This is a genomic window from Tessaracoccus flavescens, assembly GCF_001998865.1.
In the GTDB taxonomy this organism is placed as follows: Bacteria; Actinomycetota; Actinomycetes; order Propionibacteriales; family Propionibacteriaceae; genus Arachnia; species Arachnia flavescens.
The window spans coordinates 1,424,903-1,442,579 of record NZ_CP019607.1 but is presented as its reverse complement, the minus strand read 5'-3'; the positions used below and the strand labels follow the sequence as shown (position 1 = coordinate 1,442,579).

At 67.9% G+C, this 17,677-nt stretch carries 14 protein-coding genes; 11 read left to right on the top strand and 3 right to left on the bottom strand.

The features are described 5' to 3' along the window. Nucleotides 1-217 precede the first annotated feature (217 nt). Nucleotides 218-1,399 (top strand): M23 family metallopeptidase, encoded by a 1,182-nt coding sequence (locus tag BW733_RS06980; RefSeq protein WP_077349154.1) that lies wholly within the window; start codon nt 218-220, stop codon nt 1,397-1,399. A gap of 117 nt (nt 1,400-1,516) precedes the next feature. Here BW733_RS06980 and BW733_RS06975 read toward each other — a convergent pair whose 3' ends face one another. Then, nucleotides 1,517-3,982 (bottom strand): sodium-translocating pyrophosphatase, encoded by a 2,466-nt coding sequence (locus tag BW733_RS06975; RefSeq protein WP_077349152.1) that lies wholly within the window; start codon nt 3,980-3,982, stop codon nt 1,517-1,519. A gap of 309 nt (nt 3,983-4,291) precedes the next feature. On the opposite strand from BW733_RS06975, the gene BW733_RS06970 reads away from it, so the two are divergent. From BW733_RS06970 to BW733_RS06930, 8 genes are all read left to right on the top strand, one after another. Beyond that, nucleotides 4,292-5,452 (top strand): substrate-binding domain-containing protein, encoded by a 1,161-nt coding sequence (locus BW733_RS06970; protein ID WP_077349150.1) that lies wholly within the window; start codon nt 4,292-4,294, stop codon nt 5,450-5,452. A gap of 32 nt (nt 5,453-5,484) precedes the next feature. Beyond that, nucleotides 5,485-7,236, top strand: coding sequence for an ATP-binding cassette domain-containing protein (locus BW733_RS19285; RefSeq protein WP_237268329.1), 1,752 nt, complete (start codon nt 5,485-5,487; stop codon nt 7,234-7,236). Continuing rightward, nucleotides 7,233-8,447: a multiple monosaccharide ABC transporter permease gene (mmsB, locus tag BW733_RS06960; RefSeq protein ID WP_077349148.1), complete on the top strand. Its 1,215-nt coding sequence runs from the start codon at nt 7,233-7,235 to the stop codon at nt 8,445-8,447. Before BW733_RS19285 ends, mmsB begins: the two co-directional genes overlap by 4 nt. Nucleotides 8,448-8,490: 43 nt before the next feature. Next, nucleotides 8,491-9,831 (top strand): outer membrane protein assembly factor BamB family protein, encoded by a 1,341-nt coding sequence (locus tag BW733_RS06955; protein WP_077349146.1) that lies wholly within the window; start codon nt 8,491-8,493, stop codon nt 9,829-9,831. A gap of 842 nt (nt 9,832-10,673) precedes the next feature. Next, complete coding sequence (locus BW733_RS06945; protein ID WP_161490163.1) at nt 10,674-11,291, top strand: outer membrane protein assembly factor BamB family protein; 618 nt, start codon at nt 10,674-10,676, stop codon at nt 11,289-11,291. Nucleotides 11,292-11,313: 22 nt separating this feature from the next. Continuing rightward, nucleotides 11,314-12,690 (top strand): outer membrane protein assembly factor BamB family protein, encoded by a 1,377-nt coding sequence (locus tag BW733_RS06940; protein ID WP_077349140.1) that lies wholly within the window; start codon nt 11,314-11,316, stop codon nt 12,688-12,690. Then, nucleotides 12,683-14,005 carry an outer membrane protein assembly factor BamB family protein gene (locus BW733_RS06935; RefSeq protein ID WP_077349138.1) on the top strand — a complete coding sequence of 441 codons (1,323 nt, stop codon included), beginning with the start codon at nt 12,683-12,685 and terminating at the stop codon, nt 14,003-14,005. The genes BW733_RS06940 and BW733_RS06935 overlap by 8 nt, the downstream gene beginning before the upstream one ends. Nucleotides 14,006-14,112: 107 nt before the next feature. Further along, a complete protein-coding gene (locus tag BW733_RS06930) occupies nt 14,113-15,486 on the top strand; it encodes an outer membrane protein assembly factor BamB family protein (RefSeq protein WP_077349136.1) in 1,374 nt (457 codons plus the stop codon). A 3-nt stretch (nt 15,487-15,489) separates the two neighbouring features. Here the strand turns inward: BW733_RS06930 and BW733_RS06925 are convergent, their stop codons facing one another. Both BW733_RS06925 and BW733_RS06920 read right to left on the bottom strand, forming a co-directional pair. Then, nucleotides 15,490-15,888 (bottom strand): SRPBCC family protein, encoded by a 399-nt coding sequence (locus BW733_RS06925; protein WP_077349134.1) that lies wholly within the window; start codon nt 15,886-15,888, stop codon nt 15,490-15,492. Between the two features lie 54 nt (nt 15,889-15,942). Continuing rightward, nucleotides 15,943-16,374: an MFS transporter gene (locus BW733_RS06920; protein WP_237268328.1), complete on the bottom strand. Its 432-nt coding sequence runs from the start codon at nt 16,372-16,374 to the stop codon at nt 15,943-15,945. 57 nt (nt 16,375-16,431) lie between these two features. Between BW733_RS06920 and BW733_RS19765 the strand changes: the two genes are divergently transcribed. Both BW733_RS19765 and BW733_RS06915 read left to right on the top strand, forming a co-directional pair. Next, the gene (locus BW733_RS19765; RefSeq protein ID WP_257787460.1) at nt 16,432-16,566 is read left to right on the top strand and encodes a hypothetical protein; all 135 of its coding nucleotides are present in this window, start codon (nt 16,432-16,434) and stop codon (nt 16,564-16,566) included. Between the two features lie 55 nt (nt 16,567-16,621). After that, nucleotides 16,622-17,506: a pyruvate, water dikinase regulatory protein gene (locus tag BW733_RS06915; protein WP_077349131.1), complete on the top strand. Its 885-nt coding sequence runs from the start codon at nt 16,622-16,624 to the stop codon at nt 17,504-17,506. Nucleotides 17,507-17,677: the final 171 nt, after the last annotated feature.

Below are 17,677 nucleotides of genomic sequence, written 5' to 3'. Positions count from 1 at the left end.
ACTCAAGGGCCGTGCCTGAGGGCACGGCCCTTTTCCATGCCCTCCAGTCGACGGTGAACCTGTGAGGAACCTGAGAGGATTTCAGGTAAAGGTGAGCGTGTTCTGAGCGATAGTGGTCGTCTGCTGTGGGTGGAATCCTGTGGGAAGCGCTCAAGAAGTTTGAGTTTTCCCTGAGAAACTCTCAGACTGTAGGAGCACTCAATCCAAGGAGACCACAGTGAAGAACCACTCCATCCACCCCCGTCGTGCTCTCGGCTACACCGCGCCGAACGAGCAGGGCACCTGGTGGCGCAAGGCAACTGTGAGCCTGGCTGCAGCCACCATCGGTCTGGCCGGACTCGGCGTCGGAACCGCCTCGGCGGACGACACCGCCCCCGTCACGACTGTCCAGACCGGCAGCTCATCGGGCGACTCCAACGACTCGGGCTCCGACTCCGGTTCGGGTTCGGACTCCGGGAACAACGGCTCCGGCTCGGACAACGGTTCCGGTTCGGACAACGGTTCCGGTTCGGACAATGGCTCGGGCTCGGACAACGGTTCTGACGAGGGGTCCGGCGATTCGGGTTCCGACGGCGACTGGGAGTACGAGCAGCCCTCGACCCCGGACGAGCCCATCGGTTCGGTCGACGAGCTCACCGTCGAGGCAACCCCTGAGCCCACCCCGACCCCCGCGCCTACGCAGGAGAGCACCTCCACCGAGCAGGCCACCTCGTCGAAGGAAACCACCACGAGCTCGACCTCCGAGAAGTCGACCCCCGAGAAGTCGACCTCCACCAAGAAGAGCTCCACGAAGAAGAGCTCCCACAGGTACTCCGGCGACTCCGACCGCTCCTATGACTCGTCGGACTACACGCCCAAGCGCTCCTCGCGCAACTACGACGGTGACTCCTCCGGGTCGTCGGACTCGACCCCGCGTCGCGCTGCCTCCGATGCGGCTGCCGACCAGACGGTCGCGGCGACCTCCAGCAACCTCGCGGTCGACGGGGCCTCGCTCCCGCTCGCGAAGGGGACCTACCGCAACAGCGCAGGCTTCGGAGCCACCGGATCCTGGTCGCGCTACCACACCGGGCTCGACTTCTCCGCCCCCACCGGAACCCCCGTCTACGCGGTCGTCTCGGGAACCATCGTCGCCTCGAGCGCAGGCGGTTGGGCAGGCACGCACGTCGTCATCCAGGCCGAGGACGGTTCGCACACGCTCTACGCGCACCTCAGCGCCAAGACCGTCGCGCCAGGGACGAAGGTCACCGCAGGACAGCAGATCGGCAAGGTCGGTGAGACCGGCCGCGCCTTCGGCGCCCACCTGCACTTCGAGTACTACAAGCCGGGCGTGCGTCCCGGTGACGTCTACTCGGCGTCCAACCCGGCCGCGTTCCTGAACAGCCTCGGGCTGACTCTCTGAGTCCGGCCCGGCAGGACCGACGCCCCGCGACCACCTCTCCCCCTGGGTCGCGGGGCGTCTCCATGCCCAGACATGGAACCGGCGCCCCACGGGTCTGTGGGGCGCCGGCGTCAAGGGTCAGGAGGCCTTCACGACCTCGATCGTGATGTCCTCGAGCTTCTCGTCGATGCGCATCGAGTAGAACGAGCGGTAGACGAACACCATCGAGGCGATCAGGAAGACCGCGGCGAGGCTTCCGGTCAGCCAACCGCCGACCTCGCTCTGCAGGAGCACTGCCAACTCGACGGCGAGCAGGCCAAACAGGGTGGTGAACTTGATCACGGGGTTCAGCGCCACCGAGGAGGTGTCCTTGTAGGGATCGCCGACCGTGTCGCCGACGATCGTCGCCTCGTGCAGCGGCGTCGACTTCGCGGCCAGATCGACCTCGACCAGCTTCTTGGCGTTGTCCCACGCGCCTCCCGCGTTGGCCATGAAGATCGCCTGGTACAGGCCGAACAGCGCCATCGCGATCAGGTAGCCGATGAAGAAGAACGGCTCCACGAAGGCGAACGCGAGGGTGGCGAAGAACACACCGAGGAAGATGTTGAACATGCCCTTCTGCGCGTAGCGCGTGCAGATCTCGACCACCTTCGACGAGTCGGCGTCGCTCGCCCGCTTGGCGTCGCTGTTCAGATCGATGTTCTCGCCGATGAACTCGACCGCCCGGTAGGCGCCCGTGGTCACGGCCTGGATGGACGCCCCGGTGAACCAGTAGATCACCGCGCCGCCGACAAGCAGGCCGAGCAGGAACGGGGCGTGCAGGAGCGACAGGTTCTCCACGTCGTGCTGGAGGCCGCCGGTCAGCCCCATCATGATCGAGAAGATCATCGTGGTGGCGCCGACGACTGCGGTGCCGATCAGCACCGGCTTCGCGGTGGCCTTGAAGGTGTTGCCCGCGCCGTCGTTGGCCTCGAGGAGGTACTTGGCCTTCTCGAAGTCGGGCTTGTGGCCGAACTCCTGCTCCAGCTCGTCCTCGGCGCCCGCCTCCTCGATGGTCGAGAGCTCGAACACCGACTGGGCGTTGTCCGTGACCGGCCCGTAGCTGTCGACGGCGATCGTCACCGGACCCATGCCGAGGAAGCCGAAGGCGACAAGGCCGAACGCGAAGACGGCGGGGGCGAGCATGAACTCGCCGAGCCCCCGCGTCGACATCCAGTACGCGACCGCCATCAGGGCGGTGATCGCCATGCCGAGCCAGTAAGCCGAGAAGTTGCCCGCGACGAGGCCGGAAAGGATGTCGAGCGACGGTCCGCCCTTGTTCGACGAGACGACGACCTCGCGCGTGTGGCGCGACTTCACCGAGGTGAAGACCTTCACCAGTTCGGGGATGAGGGCACCGGCGAGGGTGCCGCAGGACACGATCAGCGAGAGCTTCCACCACATGCCGTCGGGCATGTCGCTGATCAGCAGGGCGGAGGTCAGGAACGTGGACGCGATGCACACGACGGAGGTGATCCACACCAGCGAGGTGAGGGGCTTCTCGAAGTCCATGTCGTCGGCGGAGCTGAACCGCGACCGGGTGATGGCGGAGTTGACGAAGTAGGAGATCCCGGAGGCGATCACCATGACGGCGCGGATCACGAAGAGCCACACGAGCAGCTGGATCTGCATCGTCTGCTCGGGCACTCCGAGCAGGATGAAGGTGATCAGCGCGACGCCGGTGACGCCATAGGTCTCGAAACCGTCGGCCGAGGGGCCGACCGAGTCGCCCGCGTTGTCGCCGGTGCAGTCGGCGATGACGCCCGGGTTGCGCGCGTCGTCCTCCTTGATGTGGAAGACGATCTTCATCAGGTCGGCGCCGATGTCGGCGATCTTGGTGAAGATGCCGCCCGCGATGCGCAGTGCGGAGGCACCGAGCGACTCACCGATCGCGAAGCCGATGAAGCAGGCACCGGCGATCTCGCCGGGCAGGAACACCATGATGATCAGCATCATCGCCAGCTCGACGGAGATCAGCACCATGCCAATGCTCATCCCGGAGCGCAGCGGAATGTCATGGAGGGGATACGGCTTCCCGCCGATCGCTGCGTGCGCGGTGCGGGAGTTGGCGAGGGTGTTGACGCGGATGCCGTACCAGGCGACCGCGTAGGAACCGGCCATGCCGATCAGGGAGAAGCCGATCACGACGGCGGTCTTGCCGACCCCGAAGCCAAGCGACAGGTAGTACAGGACGATGATCGCCGCGATGAAGCCCCAGAGGACGAGGAGGAACCGGCCCTGCTGCTTCAGGTAGGCCTTGCAGGTGGTGTAGATGAGTTCGGAGATCTCGCGCATCGCGGCGTGTGCGGGCATCCTGCGGAGCTGGGTGTAGGTCATCATGCCGAAGCCGAGGCCGAGCGCACAGACGATCAGGCCGAGGCCGAGCAGTACGTCACCTGGCATGCCGAGGAAGGTGACGCTGCCGAGATCGGGCAGTTGGAGGTTGGCTTCGCCGCCCACGTGCGACGTGCCGCCACCCCCTCCCGAGCAGCCTGTGAGCAGTAGCAGGGCGACCGCACCGATGGCGGCGCCTGGGTTGATGCGTCGGGAGCGCGTTGCGTCCATGGCGACCACTTCTCCTGAAATCAGGTCACGACGGCGTCGTTGCCGTCGCTCGTCATACTACGCGTCGTCGTATTGAGCAAGTCCGGGGGGGTCGGGCATCCCTCGCGCGACCCGCCGTGGCTGGTCCAACCCCGGTGCTTGTCGGCACATTGTGTCGAAATCGTTATCTCCCAGGGGGCCCATGAACTTGACGTGGGCCCGCGAAGAGGGCTAAGTATTAGTAGACAACAAAACCTGGCGGGCCCCGCAACGGTGCGCGGCTCGTGCCAAAGGGTGCGGCGATGGAGCCGCACAGAAGGGACCTTCGTCATGGATATTTCGCGTCGTAGCCTGCTCGCGTTCTCCTCTGCTGCAGCCGCCGTCGGCATGCTCAGCGCCTGCAGCGCCGAGCGTGAGACGGCCACCACTGCGGCCGCAACGGACGCCGGCACCGAGCCCGCCTCCACCGAGAGCGCCGCCACGGGTGGGGAACTGATCGGCATCGCGATGCCGACCAAGAGCCTCGAGCGTTGGAACCGCGACGGCTCGCACCTCGTCGAACTGCTGACCGCCGCAGGCTTCAAGACGAGCCTGCAGTACGCGGACAACAAGCAGGACCAGCAGAACAACCAGCTGCAGAACATGCTCAATGACGGCGCGAAGGTGCTCGTCATCGCCTCGATCGACGGCACGGCGCTCGGCCCCGTCCTCGACCAGGCCAAGTCGCAGGGCGCGACCGTCATCGCCTACGACCGCCTGATCAACGGCTCCGAGAACGTCAACTACTACGCCACCTTCGACAACTACAAGGTCGGCCAGCTCCAGGGGCAGTTCATCCTCGACAACATCGACCAGTACAAGGGCGCAGACGGCTCGATCAACCTCGAGCCCTTCGCCGGGTCTCCCGACGATAACAACGCCAAGTTCTTCTTCTCCGGTGCGTGGGACAAGATCGGCGAGAAGGTCACCAGCGGCGAGTTCACCGTGCCGTCGGGCAAGGCGCCCAAGTCGAACGAGGAGTGGCAGTCGATCGGCATCCCCGGCTGGGAGTCCGCCAAGGCGCAGGCCGAGATGGAGAACCGACTCAACTCGTTCTACAGCGGCAAGAAGGTCAACATCGTCCTGTCGCCCAACGACTCGCTCGCGCTCGGCATCCAGCAGGCCCTCGACGGTGCGGGCTACAAGGTCGGCACCGACTGGCCGCTGCTCACCGGCCAGGACGCCGACCTCGCCAACACCAAGGCCATGCTCGAGGGCAAGCAGTCGATGACGGTGTGGAAGGACACCCGCAAGCTAGGCGAGCAGGTGGCCAAGATGGTCGAGCAGATCATCAAGGGTGAAGAGGTCGAGGTCAACGACACCGAGACCTACGACAACGGCAAGCTCGTCGTGCCCACCTACCTGGTCGAGCCGGAGGTCGTCACCAAGGACACCGTCAAGACCGCGCTCGTCGACTCGGGCTTCTACAAGGCAGAAGACCTCGGCCTCTGAGTCACTGAGCCCGGAGAGGACAGGAGCAACACGTGAGCGAACCCATCCTGGAGATGCGCGGCATCGGAAAGACGTTCGGCCCGGTGCGCGCTCTCAGCGACGTGACCATGACGGTCATGCCCGGGGAGATCCATGCCATCTGCGGCGAGAACGGCGCAGGCAAGTCAACGCTCATGAATGTCCTCTCCGGGCTCTACCCGCACGGCACCTATGAGGGCGAGATCGTCTACGAGGGGAGGGAGGCACGGTTCAGGTCGCTTCGTGACAGCGAGGCGGACGGCATCGTGATCATCCACCAGGAACTGGGCCTCTCCCCGTACCTCTCCATCGGGGAGAACATCTTCCTCGGCAACGAGCGGTCAAAGGGTGGCGTGATCGACTGGCGCACCACCATGTCCGAGGCGAAGGCCCTGCTGCAGCGCGTCGGCCTGAGGGAACGCCCGGAGACCAGGGTGCTCGACATCGGCGTCGGCAAGCAGCAACTGGTCGAGATCGCCAAGGCGCTCTCGAAGAACGTGCACCTGCTCATCCTCGACGAGCCGACCGCCGCCCTCAACGACGAGGACTCCGCCCACCTGCTCGGCCTGATGCGATCGCTCAAGGCCGAGGGGGTGACGCAGATCATCATCTCCCACAAGCTCAACGAGATCATGGCCATCGCGGACGCGATCACCGTCATCCGCGACGGCTCCGTCGTCGAGACGCTCGACAACCAGCCGGGTGCCCGCCGCGAGGCTGCCCCGATCCCCGAACCCGTCGCTACCCCGGTCGCCTCTCCCGAGCCGACGAGGGCCGAACCGGAGCCGGAAGCGGGTCAAGACGGCGTCGTGGATGGGGGAGAGGAACTCGGCCGGATCGGCAGCGTCCTCGACTCGGTCGACGAGGAGCTCGAGGCGATCTCCGATGCGCCAGGCGCCAGTGTCGCCGCACCAGACGAACCCGTCACGGAACAGCGGCTCATCCGCTCCATGGTCGGCCGACCGCTCGACCACCGGTTCCCGCCGCGCGACCCGCACATCGGCGAAGAGCTGCTGCGGATCGAGAACTGGACGGTCCACCACCCCGAGGACACCCACCGGGTGATCGTCGACGACGCCTCGCTCACCGTCAGCGCCGGCGAGGTCGTCGGCATCGCAGGGCTGATGGGCGCAGGACGCACCGAGCTCGCCATGAGCGTCTTCGGCCACCAGTACGGCTCGCGGATCACGGGTCGCGTGCTCAAGAACGGCGTCGAGATCGACACCGGAACCGTTCAGAAGGCGATCGCCAACGGCGTCGCCTACGTGAGCGAGGACCGCAAGAAGTTCGGGCTCAACCTGATCGCGGAGATCCGGCACAACATCTCTGCCGCCGCGCTCGGCAAGTTGAGCAACAAGGGCGTGATCGACAAGAACCGCGAGGACGTCGTCGCCCACGAGTACCGCGACAAGATGCGGATCCGCTCGTCATCGATCCAGCAGCCGGCGCGCAACCTGTCGGGCGGCAACCAGCAGAAGGTCGTGCTGAGCAAGTGGATGTTCTCCGACCCTGAGGTGCTGATCCTCGACGAGCCCACCCGCGGCATCGACGTCGGCGCCAAGTACGAGATCTACCAGATCATCAACGAACTCGCCGCGAGCGGCCGCGGCGTCATCGTCATCTCCTCGGAGCTGCCAGAGCTCCTGGGGGTGTGTGACCGGATCTACGCGCTGAGCGAGGGACGGATCACCGGCCAGCTGCCGCGAGAAGAGGCGACACAGGAGTCGCTCATGGAACTTATGACTTTGGAGGCACCGCGCGCATGACTACCACCACGACTCCGGAGGCGGTCGCCGAGACGAAGGGCCCGAGGGTCTGGAGCGGGCTCGGCTCGGGGATGCGCCAGTACGGCATCATGGGCGCGCTCGTCCTGATCGTGCTGCTGTTCCAGATCATGACCGGTGGGCGGCTGCTGCAGCCGAACAACGTGACGAGCCTCGTCCAGCAGAACGCCTACGTGCTCATCCTCGCCGTCGGCATGCTGATGATCATCGTGGCCGGGCACATCGACCTGTCGGTCGGCTCGGTCGTCGCTGCTGTCGGCGGCGTGATCGGCGTGCTGATGGCAGACTTCGGGCTCAACCCGTGGCTGGCCATCCTGGTCGGCCTCGCCGTCGGCGCCCTGATCGGCGCCTGGCAGGGGTTCTGGGTCGCCTTCGTCGGGGTACCCGCATTCATCGTGACCCTCGGTGGCATGTTGATCTTCCGCGGTGTCGCACTCGTGCTGGTCGGCTACACGCGCGCCGGCTTCGACTCGCAGTTCCTGTCGATCTCCAACGGCGGCGTGGCGGGCCTCACCGGGTTCGTCGGTGACCTGGACGCCTTCACCCTGATCGTCGGCATCGTCGGCATTGCCGGCCTGATCCTCAGCACCCTCACGCGGCGCGCGAGGAACCACAGGCGCGGCCTCGAGGTCGAACCGTTTCCGCTGCTGCTGGTCAAGCTGATCGGCCTGACCGTGCTGATCGGTCTGGCGACCTACTGGATCGCCCGCAGCGCGCTCGGCCTTCCCTACGTGCTGGTCATCGTGGGGCTGATCATCTTCCTGTACGCCTGGCTGATGGGCAACACGGTCTTCGGCCGCCACATCTACGCGATCGGCGGCAACCTCGCCGCGGCGAAGCTCTCGGGCATCAACACCCGCAAGGTCAACTTCTGGCTGTTCGTGAACATGGGCGTGCTGTGCGCGCTCGCCGCGATCGTCGTCACCTCGCGTGCCGGTGCCGCGACGGCGGCGGCCGGACAGAACTACGAGCTCGACGCGATCGCCGCCTGTTTCATCGGCGGCGCGGCGGTCACGGGCGGCATCGGGCGGGTGTCGGGGGCCATCATCGGCGCGTTGATCATGGGCGTGCTCAACATGGGCCTGTCGATCATGGGCGTCGATCCGTCCTGGCAGTTCATCATCAAGGGCCTCGTCCTCGTGCTGGCCGTGGCCTTCGACCTGATGAACAAGAACCGCTCTGCAGGCAGCTGAGCATCGCACCCGTCGGGGTGGATGTCGTAGATAGCATGCGGCCATGGGCGAGCGGCTCATCGACCTCGATGCCGCGCCGTCATCTGCCCCGTTCAAGGGGTGGAGCCGGCGCAACAGCCTGACGCTCGTCGTCGCCGTCCTCGCCTGGCCGGAACCCCGTCCCGTGCCGGAGGTTTTCGGCCTGCGGCAGACGCCCGTGCCGGCCTGGACTCTGGCCGGTGCCGCCTACCCGGCAGGGACGTGCGGAGATCGGGGCCTGCTCACGAGCGACGAGAGCGGCGAGGGCTTCGTCGTGGTCGCCTGCCTCGGGCTTGAGGACGGGAGGATGAGGTGGGAGTCGACCTATGAGCTCGATGGAGGGTTCGGATGGGTCGCGACGCTGCCCGGAACCAGATATCTGACGCTGCAGGGCGAGCGCACCGTCCGGCTGCTCGACGCCCGGAATGGAGAGCTCGTCGATCGCATCGACTTCGATCCGCTGGGGGACGACCGCCCGGTCCTTGTCGCCTCCGACAAGGGGACACTCTTCTACGCCGAGCCCACCTGGGGCGAGCTGGAGCCTGAGTGGCACCTCAGCAGACTCAATGGGACCGACCCCGACGACCGCGTCTGGGACGTCCAGTTCGGCAACGTGGTCGCGGGCTGGCTCGCCGTAGGGAGCCCGATCGAGAGCCATGGCCTCGCCTGGTTCTGCGGGGCGAGTATCCCCCTCGCGCAGGGATTCTCCCTCGCAGTCGATCTCGAGGACGGGACGATCCCCGAGTGGTCAAGGCAACTGCACGACATGGTCCTGTTGGACGGCGTCGTCATCGGCAGCTCGGGTACCGGCCTCAGGGCGGTCAGTGTGGGCAGCGGCCGCACCCTGTGGGAGCGTGACGAGTGGCGGGAGGAGCCGGTGGCCTCCGGAGACGCCCTCTTCGCGACCCAGAGCCCGGACAGCAGCGAGGTGGACCCGCGATGGGGCCCGGTCGAGGGAAAGCTGGTCCGGCTCGACTCGCACACCGGGAGGGAGATCTGGAACGCCACGTTCCCGCACCCCGTTGGCGCAGTCGAGACCTTCCTAGATGTCGTGCTGGCGATCGATCAGGCGGGCCGGGAGACGACCCACGTCCCCTTCCACCTCACCGCGGTCGATCCCGGAACGGGTGCGGCGCGCTGGACCCGCGAGTTCGAGGGGGAGTGGCTCTCCGATCTGAAATGGGGCGAGGAGCAGGTCCTCGTCATGATGCCGACCGGAGGTGACTGGGGCGAGGACATGCGTGTGATCGCGCTCGATCTCGCGACCGGTGAGACGAGATGGGAGCTCGACCCCGAGGGCTACCCGTTCGTCATCGGGGGTCGGCTCGTGACCGACGACAACGACGGGTTCGTGGTCTACAGGTAGGTCCCGGGCCGCATGGCCGCCGCTGGATGCCGGCCCGGAGAGCCCTGCGCGAAGTCAGGCAATACCCTGGTGACATGGGCGGACACGCAACCGGCGACGACGCAGTCGTCGATCTCGACGCACCACCGTCGGGTAGGCCTTTGCGGTCGTGGCCGCGTTGGCAGAGCCTCGCGGTGGTGGGTGTGGCGGTCGTCCTCGCCGTGGCGGGCGCCTACCTCGTCCTCCGGCCGAAGGCCGCCCCGGTCGCCGAGGTCGTAGGCCTGCAGGGTGGGCCGGTCGTCGCCTGGCAGTTGCCGACCACGGACGAGGACCTCTGGGCGGCTGGCGGTTGCGGGAACGCGGGCGTGTTGGTGCGCCCACACGCTGCGCAGCAACTGGGTCGGCTGCCTGGACCTGGAGGACGGGCACGTGGTGTGGGCGACGGAGAAACTGCCCCAGGACCCGACGGTCACGGAGCTGGTCGGCACCCCCTACATCCGCGTTGCTGACGGCAGACCCGACCGGCTCCTCGACCGGGGCACCGGCGACCTGGTCAGCAACTTCGAACGCTGCCCCGCGGAGTCGTGGCCGTGCGTTCCACCCGGTCAGAAGAGCGAGCCGCCGCCGCTGCCTGCGCTGGTCGCGTCCGACACCGGCACCCTGTTCTGGGCAGAGATCGGGGATAAGGACCGTCCCGGCCCGGTCCGGTTGAGCAGGCTGCGGGGCACCGACCCCGCCGATGCCGAATGGACGGCCGAGCTTGAACGCGGCGGCTCGCTGCTCGACGGTGCGGCCATCAGCGAGTATGGCGGCTCCTGTGGATCCCCGAGCCGGATGGAGCCTGGAGCACAGGGGCCTCCGACGTGGTGCGCGCGACCGACGGGCAGGTTCCCGGATGGAGCCGAGGGCTCCGGAACCTGGTCCACGTGGACGGGGTCGCGGTCGGCCACTCCGGGACCGGGGTGCGCGCCGTCGACCTCACCTCGGGCCGGACCCTGTGGGAGCGCGACGCGCGGACGCAGGGGATCGTGCCCGACTCGAAGACGCTCTATCTCACGGCCGAGCCGCAGCCCGCGGAACCCGAACCCGGTGGGGTCGTCACCCGCCTCGATCCGCGCTCCGGCCGGGAGGTGTGGAGCGTCACCCTTCCTCAGCCCGTCGGCACGGTCGAGCCGTTCGACGACTGCGTCCTGGTCGCCGGCCAGGCCGAGGGCTCGTCCCCGGTCCTCACGCTCCTTGAGCGCGGCGACGGTGCCGTGCGGTGGACGAGCGAGATCGGGGGTTCCCTCAGCGAGCTGCTGTTCGGTGAGGGACAGGTGCTTGTCGTGTACAACCCCGCCGATGGAGGGGGGACGCGCCTCGCGGGGCTGGACCTTGAGACCGGGAAGAGCCTCTGGGACACCAGGCTTCCTGGCGAGCCGACGGTCGTCGGGCACCGTCTCGTGGTGAGCGGTGAAGGCGCTTTCACGGTGTACGGATGACCGGTCGGCCTAGCATTCGGTCATGGGTGACGACTTCGTCGATCTGGACGCCGCGCAGGACGCGGAACCGGCGCGCGCCCGGGGTTGGAGCGTCCGCCACACCCTGCTCGTCAGTTGCGCGGCGCTGATCGTCCTCGCGGCGCTGATCGCGGTCCTCGTCTGGCCGAAGCCGGCTGTCTCGCCCGAGGTCGAAGGCCTCCTGACCAGGCCGAGCGTCGTGGAGCGCGTCATGCCCGTAGGTTCGATGGTCGCCGGCTGCGGCGAAGACGGCCTGTTGACCCAGCACACCGAGCACCTGGCAGTGCGGCTCGAATGCAGCCCGCTCCTCGGTGACGCGCGCGGCTGGGAGGCCACCGTCGAGACTCTGCCCGGCGTGGAGGCCTTCGTCGAGCCGGTCGGACGCAGCCACGTGCGCGTGGTGGCCGACCGGATCACACTTCTGGACGCCGGCTCGGGAGAGCGGCTGATCTCGTTACCGTTCGACGCCTCTGGCCAGCCGCCCGCCATCCTCGCCGCGGACTCAGGAGTGCTGATGATCGGGACGAGGCGGCCGGGTTCTGACGGGCAGATCGTCGAACTCAGTCGGCTCACCGACCACGACACAGCCGACGTGAAGTGGACCACGATGCTGGAGGGCGCCGACGTCGACCTGGACGCCCTGCCGTCGGAGATCGTCGAACATCGCGGGTATCTGCGGCTGTCCGAGACGGGCTACGGCGGCGGTTTCGGCCTTGCGGTCCGCGACTCCGACGCCGAGATCCCCGAATGGGCCCGGCAGTTGCGCAACATGACCTTCGCGGGAAACGTCGTCGCCGGGGGTTCACCGGACGGCCTGCGCGCCCACGACCTGGGAAGTGGTCGCGAGCTCTGGAACCGGCCGTCCTCAGGTCAGGCTGCGGTTGGCAGCGACGACGGCCTCTACCTGCACGACGCGATCGCCGGCGCCATCGACAGCGACACCCCTGGCTCGCTGACCCGGCTCGACCCCCGCTCCGGTCGCGAGGTGTGGAGCGTCGAGCTTCCGCACGTCGCCGCCCAGCTGAAGATCTTCGACGACGTCATCCTCGCGTTCAGCCACGAGGGAGCCAACCTGTGGCCTGACGGTCGACTGTCGGCGGTCACCGCGGTCGACCCGGCCGACGGGAGGGCGCTGTGGACGCGTCAGGCCGAGGTTGGCGGTGCGGTGACGGGCGCCTACCTGGGGGAAGGCCAGGTCGTCGTCACGATGGTCGGCCCTCCGGGTGACGAGGAGGACGGTATCGGGGCCTCGACGGCCACGGCCCTCGACCCGCGCACCGGTGCCGAGCGGTGGCGCCTCGCGGGGTCGCAGAGCTACCTGTTCGTCTGGCTCGGCCACCTGGTGGGTATCGCCGAGGAAGGGCTGGAGATCTATGGCTGAACTCGCGCCCTTGGACGCCGTCGACCTCGACTCCGGGGAACAGCCCCCGGCTGGGGGCGGATGGGGACGGCGCCAGTCCGGGTGGCTGGCCGCCATCGTGCTCGCGGTCGCCGCAGCCCTCGTCGCCGTCTTTGTCTGGCCCGAGCGGCAGCCCGAGCCGGAGGTCGTCGGGCTGCCGGAGGAGCCGACAGTCGCCTGGCGGCTCGACAGTGCCCCGGGCGTACCCCGCCTGTCGTTCGAGCGGTGCGGGGAGGGACGGATCGTCGCCTTCGAGCGGGAGGACGTCGATCTGTCGGTGCGCTGTCTGAGCCTCCACGACGGCACGGAGGTGTGGCGCAGTGATCTCGCCACGGAGCCGTGGGCATGGGTCGAGGACCTCCCCGGGACCGACTTCCTGCTGTTCACCGACGACACGAGCGCCCGCCTGGTGGACCGCGGCGATGGGGTGAGCGTCGCGACGTTGGACCTGCCCCCCTCCACGGGAGACACCGTGACCCAGGCCCGGCTCCTCAGCTCGGACGCGGGAGACCTCTTCCTCGCCGCACCGGAGGGCACCCCCGACGGGCGCACGACCAGCATCAGCCGGCTGCGCGGCGGGGACGTCTTCGATCGGGTCTGGACCGCAGAACTCCGCGAGGACGACGTGCCGGCCATTCCGACCGGCAACCCCCTCATCGAGTACCGCGGCCTCCTCTGGTATCCCGACGCCGCAGGAGGCTTCGGTTTCGTGCTCGAGTTCGATGACGGCACCCGCCCCGAATGGTCGACCTCGCTGCGGCAGATGAACTTCGTCGGCAATGTCGCCGTTGGTCGTGACGGCAGCGATGTCGCTGGCGTCGATCTCGGCAGTGGCAGGCGGCTGTGGACAAGGCAGGTCGAGCGCGAACTCGTCGTGACAAGCGGCGACGCCCTCTACGCGGTGCCCGACCCGGACTTCGCCTTCCTTGACCCCGGGGAGGGCGACCTCGTCTCGCCGATCACCCGGCTGGATCCGAGGACGGGCCGTGAGCTGTGGACGGGCGAGACCCCGCACCCCGTCGCGGAGGTGCGGACCTTCGGCGACGTCGTGCTCGCCCTTAGCCAGTCGCCGTCGAACCGGATGACCATCGACCTGCAGCTCTCCCGGATCGATCCGGCAGACGGCGCCGTCCTGTGGACGGCATCCCTCGGTACCGGGCAGCTCACCTGGAGCGCATTTGGTGAGGAGCAGGTCCTGCTCAGCAGGTTTCTCGACGAGGGGTTCGGCCGGTCGAGCGTCTCCGCGCTCGATCTGATGACGGGCTCGATCAGGTGGGACCTTGAGCCCGATGGCTAGCCGTCCGTGGTCGGTGGCCGATTGGTCGCGGTCGCCGACGGCGGGTTGCGCGTGTACCGCTGAGCCCGAACCCTTCTGTCAGGCGGCCAAAAGTCGTAGCCTGAACTATGGGTGGCACGTTCGATGATGAGGTGCTGGAACTCGCGGAACCGACGAGGCGGGTTCCCGAACCCGGCTGGCTTGAGCGTCACACCGGGCTCATCGTCACGGCCGTCACCCTCCTCGCCGCCTTCTTCGCCGGGTACCTTGTGGTCACTGCCCCCACCTCCGAGGCGGGCACCGATCTCGTCGGACTCGGTGCCGCACCCGACGCCGCGTGGAGCGTCGAGCTCCGCAGCGACGAATCGGCCACGGCGGTCGGCGACTCCCTGATCCTGATCTCCACCCGCCAGGCCGTGACGGGTCGGGCGAGGGTGCGCGCACTCTCCGCCGCGGGCGGCCGCGAACTGTGGCGAAAGAGCGTCGACGGCGAGGTCGGCCAGGTGGAGGTGTGCGACCTGCCGGGCACACCCTGGGTGAGCCTCAAGGTCGGTGCAAGCGTCAGGGTGCTCGACCGACTTTCAGGGGAGGAGCGCCACCGGTTCACCCTCCCGGATCAGCGCGCGTGGTTCGGTTCAAGCAGCCGCGGGACGCTGATCCTCGCGGTGCCGGACGGCGACCGGCTGCGCATCAGCCGGCTGTCGCGTCCCGACCCGGGCGCCGTCACCTGGACCACAGAGGTGCCGTTCACCGCCGCAGTCTCCCTCGCGCTGCGCGAGGCCGAGGTGGTTGAGCGCGACGGTCTGCTGCTCGCGCGGACCTCCGACGGGTGGCGCGGCTCGGCCAGTTACGCGCTCGCGCTCGACGCCTGGACCGGTGAGCGGCCAGCATGGTCGACGCAGACCGACCGGTTCGTGATCGCCCGTGACGTCGCCATCTACACCTCCGAGAAGGAGATGGTCGGACACGACCTGGAGACGGGTAGGCGGCTCTGGCGGGTCGCGCCGGGGGCGGCCTACGTCATCGGAAGCCTCGAGGTGCTGCTGGCCGAGTCGATGGGTCAGCTGTACCGGCTCGACCCGTACACAGGGCGCACGCAGTGGTCGGCGCAGATCCGGATGGTCTACACCGACCTGATCATCCGGGACAACCACCTCATCCTGTACCAGGGCGCCCAGACGATCTTCCCGGAGCTCGGCACCACGACCGCCGACTATGCGGACGCCTGGCTCGCCGGAATCGACCTCACCACCGGGCGCGAGTTGTGGCACACCCGCACCCCGGCGCCCGTCCTCGACGTCATGGTCGCGACCGACCTGCTCGTGACGCGGATGTACGAGCCGACCGACCCGGACCCGACGTTCGAGGTGGCGGGCATCGACCCTGGCAGTGGAGAGCTGGTCTGGCAGTGGCACGACCAGCAGGACTCCTGGAGCCTGATGCGGCTGGGGCCGAGGCTCGCCACCTACGGCCCGGACGGAACGCTCACCGTCTGGGGATGAGGCTCAGCCCAGGTCGGCGATCCGTGCGAGCACGTCCTCCCAGTGGGAAGAGAGCGCGTCCAGATCGGCTTCCGTCGGCAGATGGTCCTGGCTGAGGTCGAGCCTGGTACGACCGTCCTCGTCGTGGAGTTGGAGATCGACGACCGTGCGTGGCGAGTCGTCATCGGCATGCCAGGAGAACCGGATCTGTTCCATCGGATGGAAGCTTCGGGTGACGCCGTAGGCGCCGTCGGCCGAGCGCCAGTCGTCACCCTTCGACCCCAGCCGTCCTCCCTCACCGAGCAGGGCCTCGTTGCCCTCCGGTGTCATGAGCGCCGCCCACACGTCTCTGAGTTGCTTGTGGACTGTGAGCGACACCTCCAAGCCTGTGGTTTCCCCGGTCTCCTCCATGGTTGCTTCCATGCTTGTGCACCTCCTGGGTACTGCGGGCGACATCGTTGGGCCCTGGGCTCCAGCCTAGCCTTCGACGGCGACCGTCGAAGGTGTTTTGACCCTCCAGACGAGGTGCGCGATGACGGCCGCAGCCAGCCCGCTGAACACAGGCAAGAGCATTGCGGTGCGCAGGCCGAACGCGTCGGAGGTGACCCCGATCAGGGGTGAGGTGAAGAGGAACCCGAGCCGCATCAGCCAGCCGACCAGCGCGATCCCCGAGCCGTGCGCGAGCCCCGGCAGCCGGCCGGCTGCCGCGAAGGCGGCAGGCACGAGGGTCGCGCTGCCGCAACCCATCAGGGCGAAGCCGATGAAGGGCGCCACCATCCCGGGGACGAGCACGACGCACAATGCGGCGACGGCGATCAGGACTCCACCGAGCCGGGCGACCGGACCCCGGCCCCAGCGGTCCGTCATCGGGTCGCCGAGTATCCGTCCGATGAACTGGCTGAGCAGCACGAGGGTGTAGCCAAGTCCTGCGGCGCCGAGGGCCGCGCCCGCCTCGGTGCTGCGGCGATGATCAGCGACCCGACGGCTGCCGTCGTCCTGGCCCCGAACCGCCGGGTGACGGGTGCGCCTGCCGCGGCGGCGAGGATCGAACCGATCGACATCGAGATCACCGAGGTGCTGCTCGTGGCCGCTCCGCTCTGAGTCGTCGATCCGAGGCGCCCAGACGGCCGGGGTCGCGCCCGCCTACAGTTGGGCCATGTCCGCCCTGGAGATCCACGTCATCGCCGACTCGACAGGTGAGACGGCAGCGCGCATCGCCCGCGCCGCCGTCACGCAGTTCCCGACCCGCGAGTTCACCATCATCCGGCACCGCAAGATGAACACGACAACGGCGCTGATCCAGGCCCTCGAGGCGGTGCGCGACTCGGAGGCCCCCATCGCGGTGTTCTTCACGCTGGTCAACGAGGAACTCGCAGACCTGGTCAAGAACTTCTGCCGCGACGAGCAGATCCCGTTCGCCGACCTGATGACCGACGCGATGCACGCCCTCGAGCAGATCAGCGGGCTCGAGTCCGACCAGGTCCCCATGCGACCGCTGGGCGTGGAGGCCGAGTACTTCGTGCGGATGTCGGCCATCGACTTCGCCGTGCGCAACGACGACGGGGCCATGCCCGGAGCGCTGCACGAGGCTGACATCTGCCTGGTCGGGCCGTCGCGCTCGGGCAAGACCCCACTGTCGATCTACCTGGGCTATCTCGGGTACAAGGCGGTCAACGTGCCGCTCGTGCCGGGCATCGCCCCGCCAGAGGAACTGTTCGCCATCGACCAGTGGCGCATCGTCGGGCTCACCATGGACGCCGAGCGACTGCTGCGGATCCGCGGCGAGCGGGTGCGGGGCATGGGCGGATTCGGCACAAAGGACGGGTATGCCGACCTGGTCAAGATCTATGACGAACTGGACGAGGTGGCGAGGATCCAGCGGCGGCTCAAGGCGCCCATCATCGACACCACTGGGGTCGCCCTCGAAGAGGCCGCCGCGCGGATCATCGACATCGTCGACGAGCGGGCCAAGAACGTCGGAGCGCGGCTGCGCAGGCCACCCGGCGTCGTACGGCCCGGCGATGCCTGGAGCCCGCGCTGAAAAACGCCCGCTGACAATGGACATTAACGAAAGTTTGTCGCCCGGGGAAGTGGTGTTTCCCCTAGCATGCGGCCAGGAAGAAACTCTTTGCCAAACTGGCCGCGGCAACGGCGCTCGCGCGGTGGCTACGACGGGTCCGCTGACCCAGACCGCAGACGCCCAGGTCGATGT

Excerpts from the sequence above, each read along its gene's own strand:
- BW733_RS06940 (WP_077349140.1), top strand. The coding sequence starts at position 11,314 with ATGGGTGACGACTTCGTCGATCTGGACGCCGCGCAGGACGCGGAACCG.
- mmsB (WP_077349148.1), top strand. The coding sequence starts at position 7,233 with ATGACTACCACCACGACTCCGGAGGCGGTCGCCGAGACGAAGGGCCCG.
- BW733_RS06975 (WP_077349152.1), bottom strand. The coding sequence starts at position 3,982 with ATGGACGCAACGCGCTCCCGACGCATCAACCCAGGCGCCGCCATCGGT.
- BW733_RS19765 (WP_257787460.1), top strand. The coding sequence starts at position 16,432 with ATGATCAGCGACCCGACGGCTGCCGTCGTCCTGGCCCCGAACCGCCGG.
- BW733_RS06970 (WP_077349150.1), top strand. The coding sequence starts at position 4,292 with ATGGATATTTCGCGTCGTAGCCTGCTCGCGTTCTCCTCTGCTGCAGCC.
- BW733_RS06930 (WP_077349136.1), top strand. The coding sequence starts at position 14,113 with ATGGGTGGCACGTTCGATGATGAGGTGCTGGAACTCGCGGAACCGACG.
- BW733_RS06935 (WP_077349138.1), top strand. The coding sequence starts at position 12,683 with ATGGCTGAACTCGCGCCCTTGGACGCCGTCGACCTCGACTCCGGGGAA.
- BW733_RS06955 (WP_077349146.1), top strand. The coding sequence starts at position 8,491 with ATGGGCGAGCGGCTCATCGACCTCGATGCCGCGCCGTCATCTGCCCCG.
- BW733_RS06925 (WP_077349134.1), bottom strand. The coding sequence starts at position 15,888 with ATGGAAGCAACCATGGAGGAGACCGGGGAAACCACAGGCTTGGAGGTG.
- BW733_RS06915 (WP_077349131.1), top strand. The coding sequence starts at position 16,622 with ATGTCCGCCCTGGAGATCCACGTCATCGCCGACTCGACAGGTGAGACG.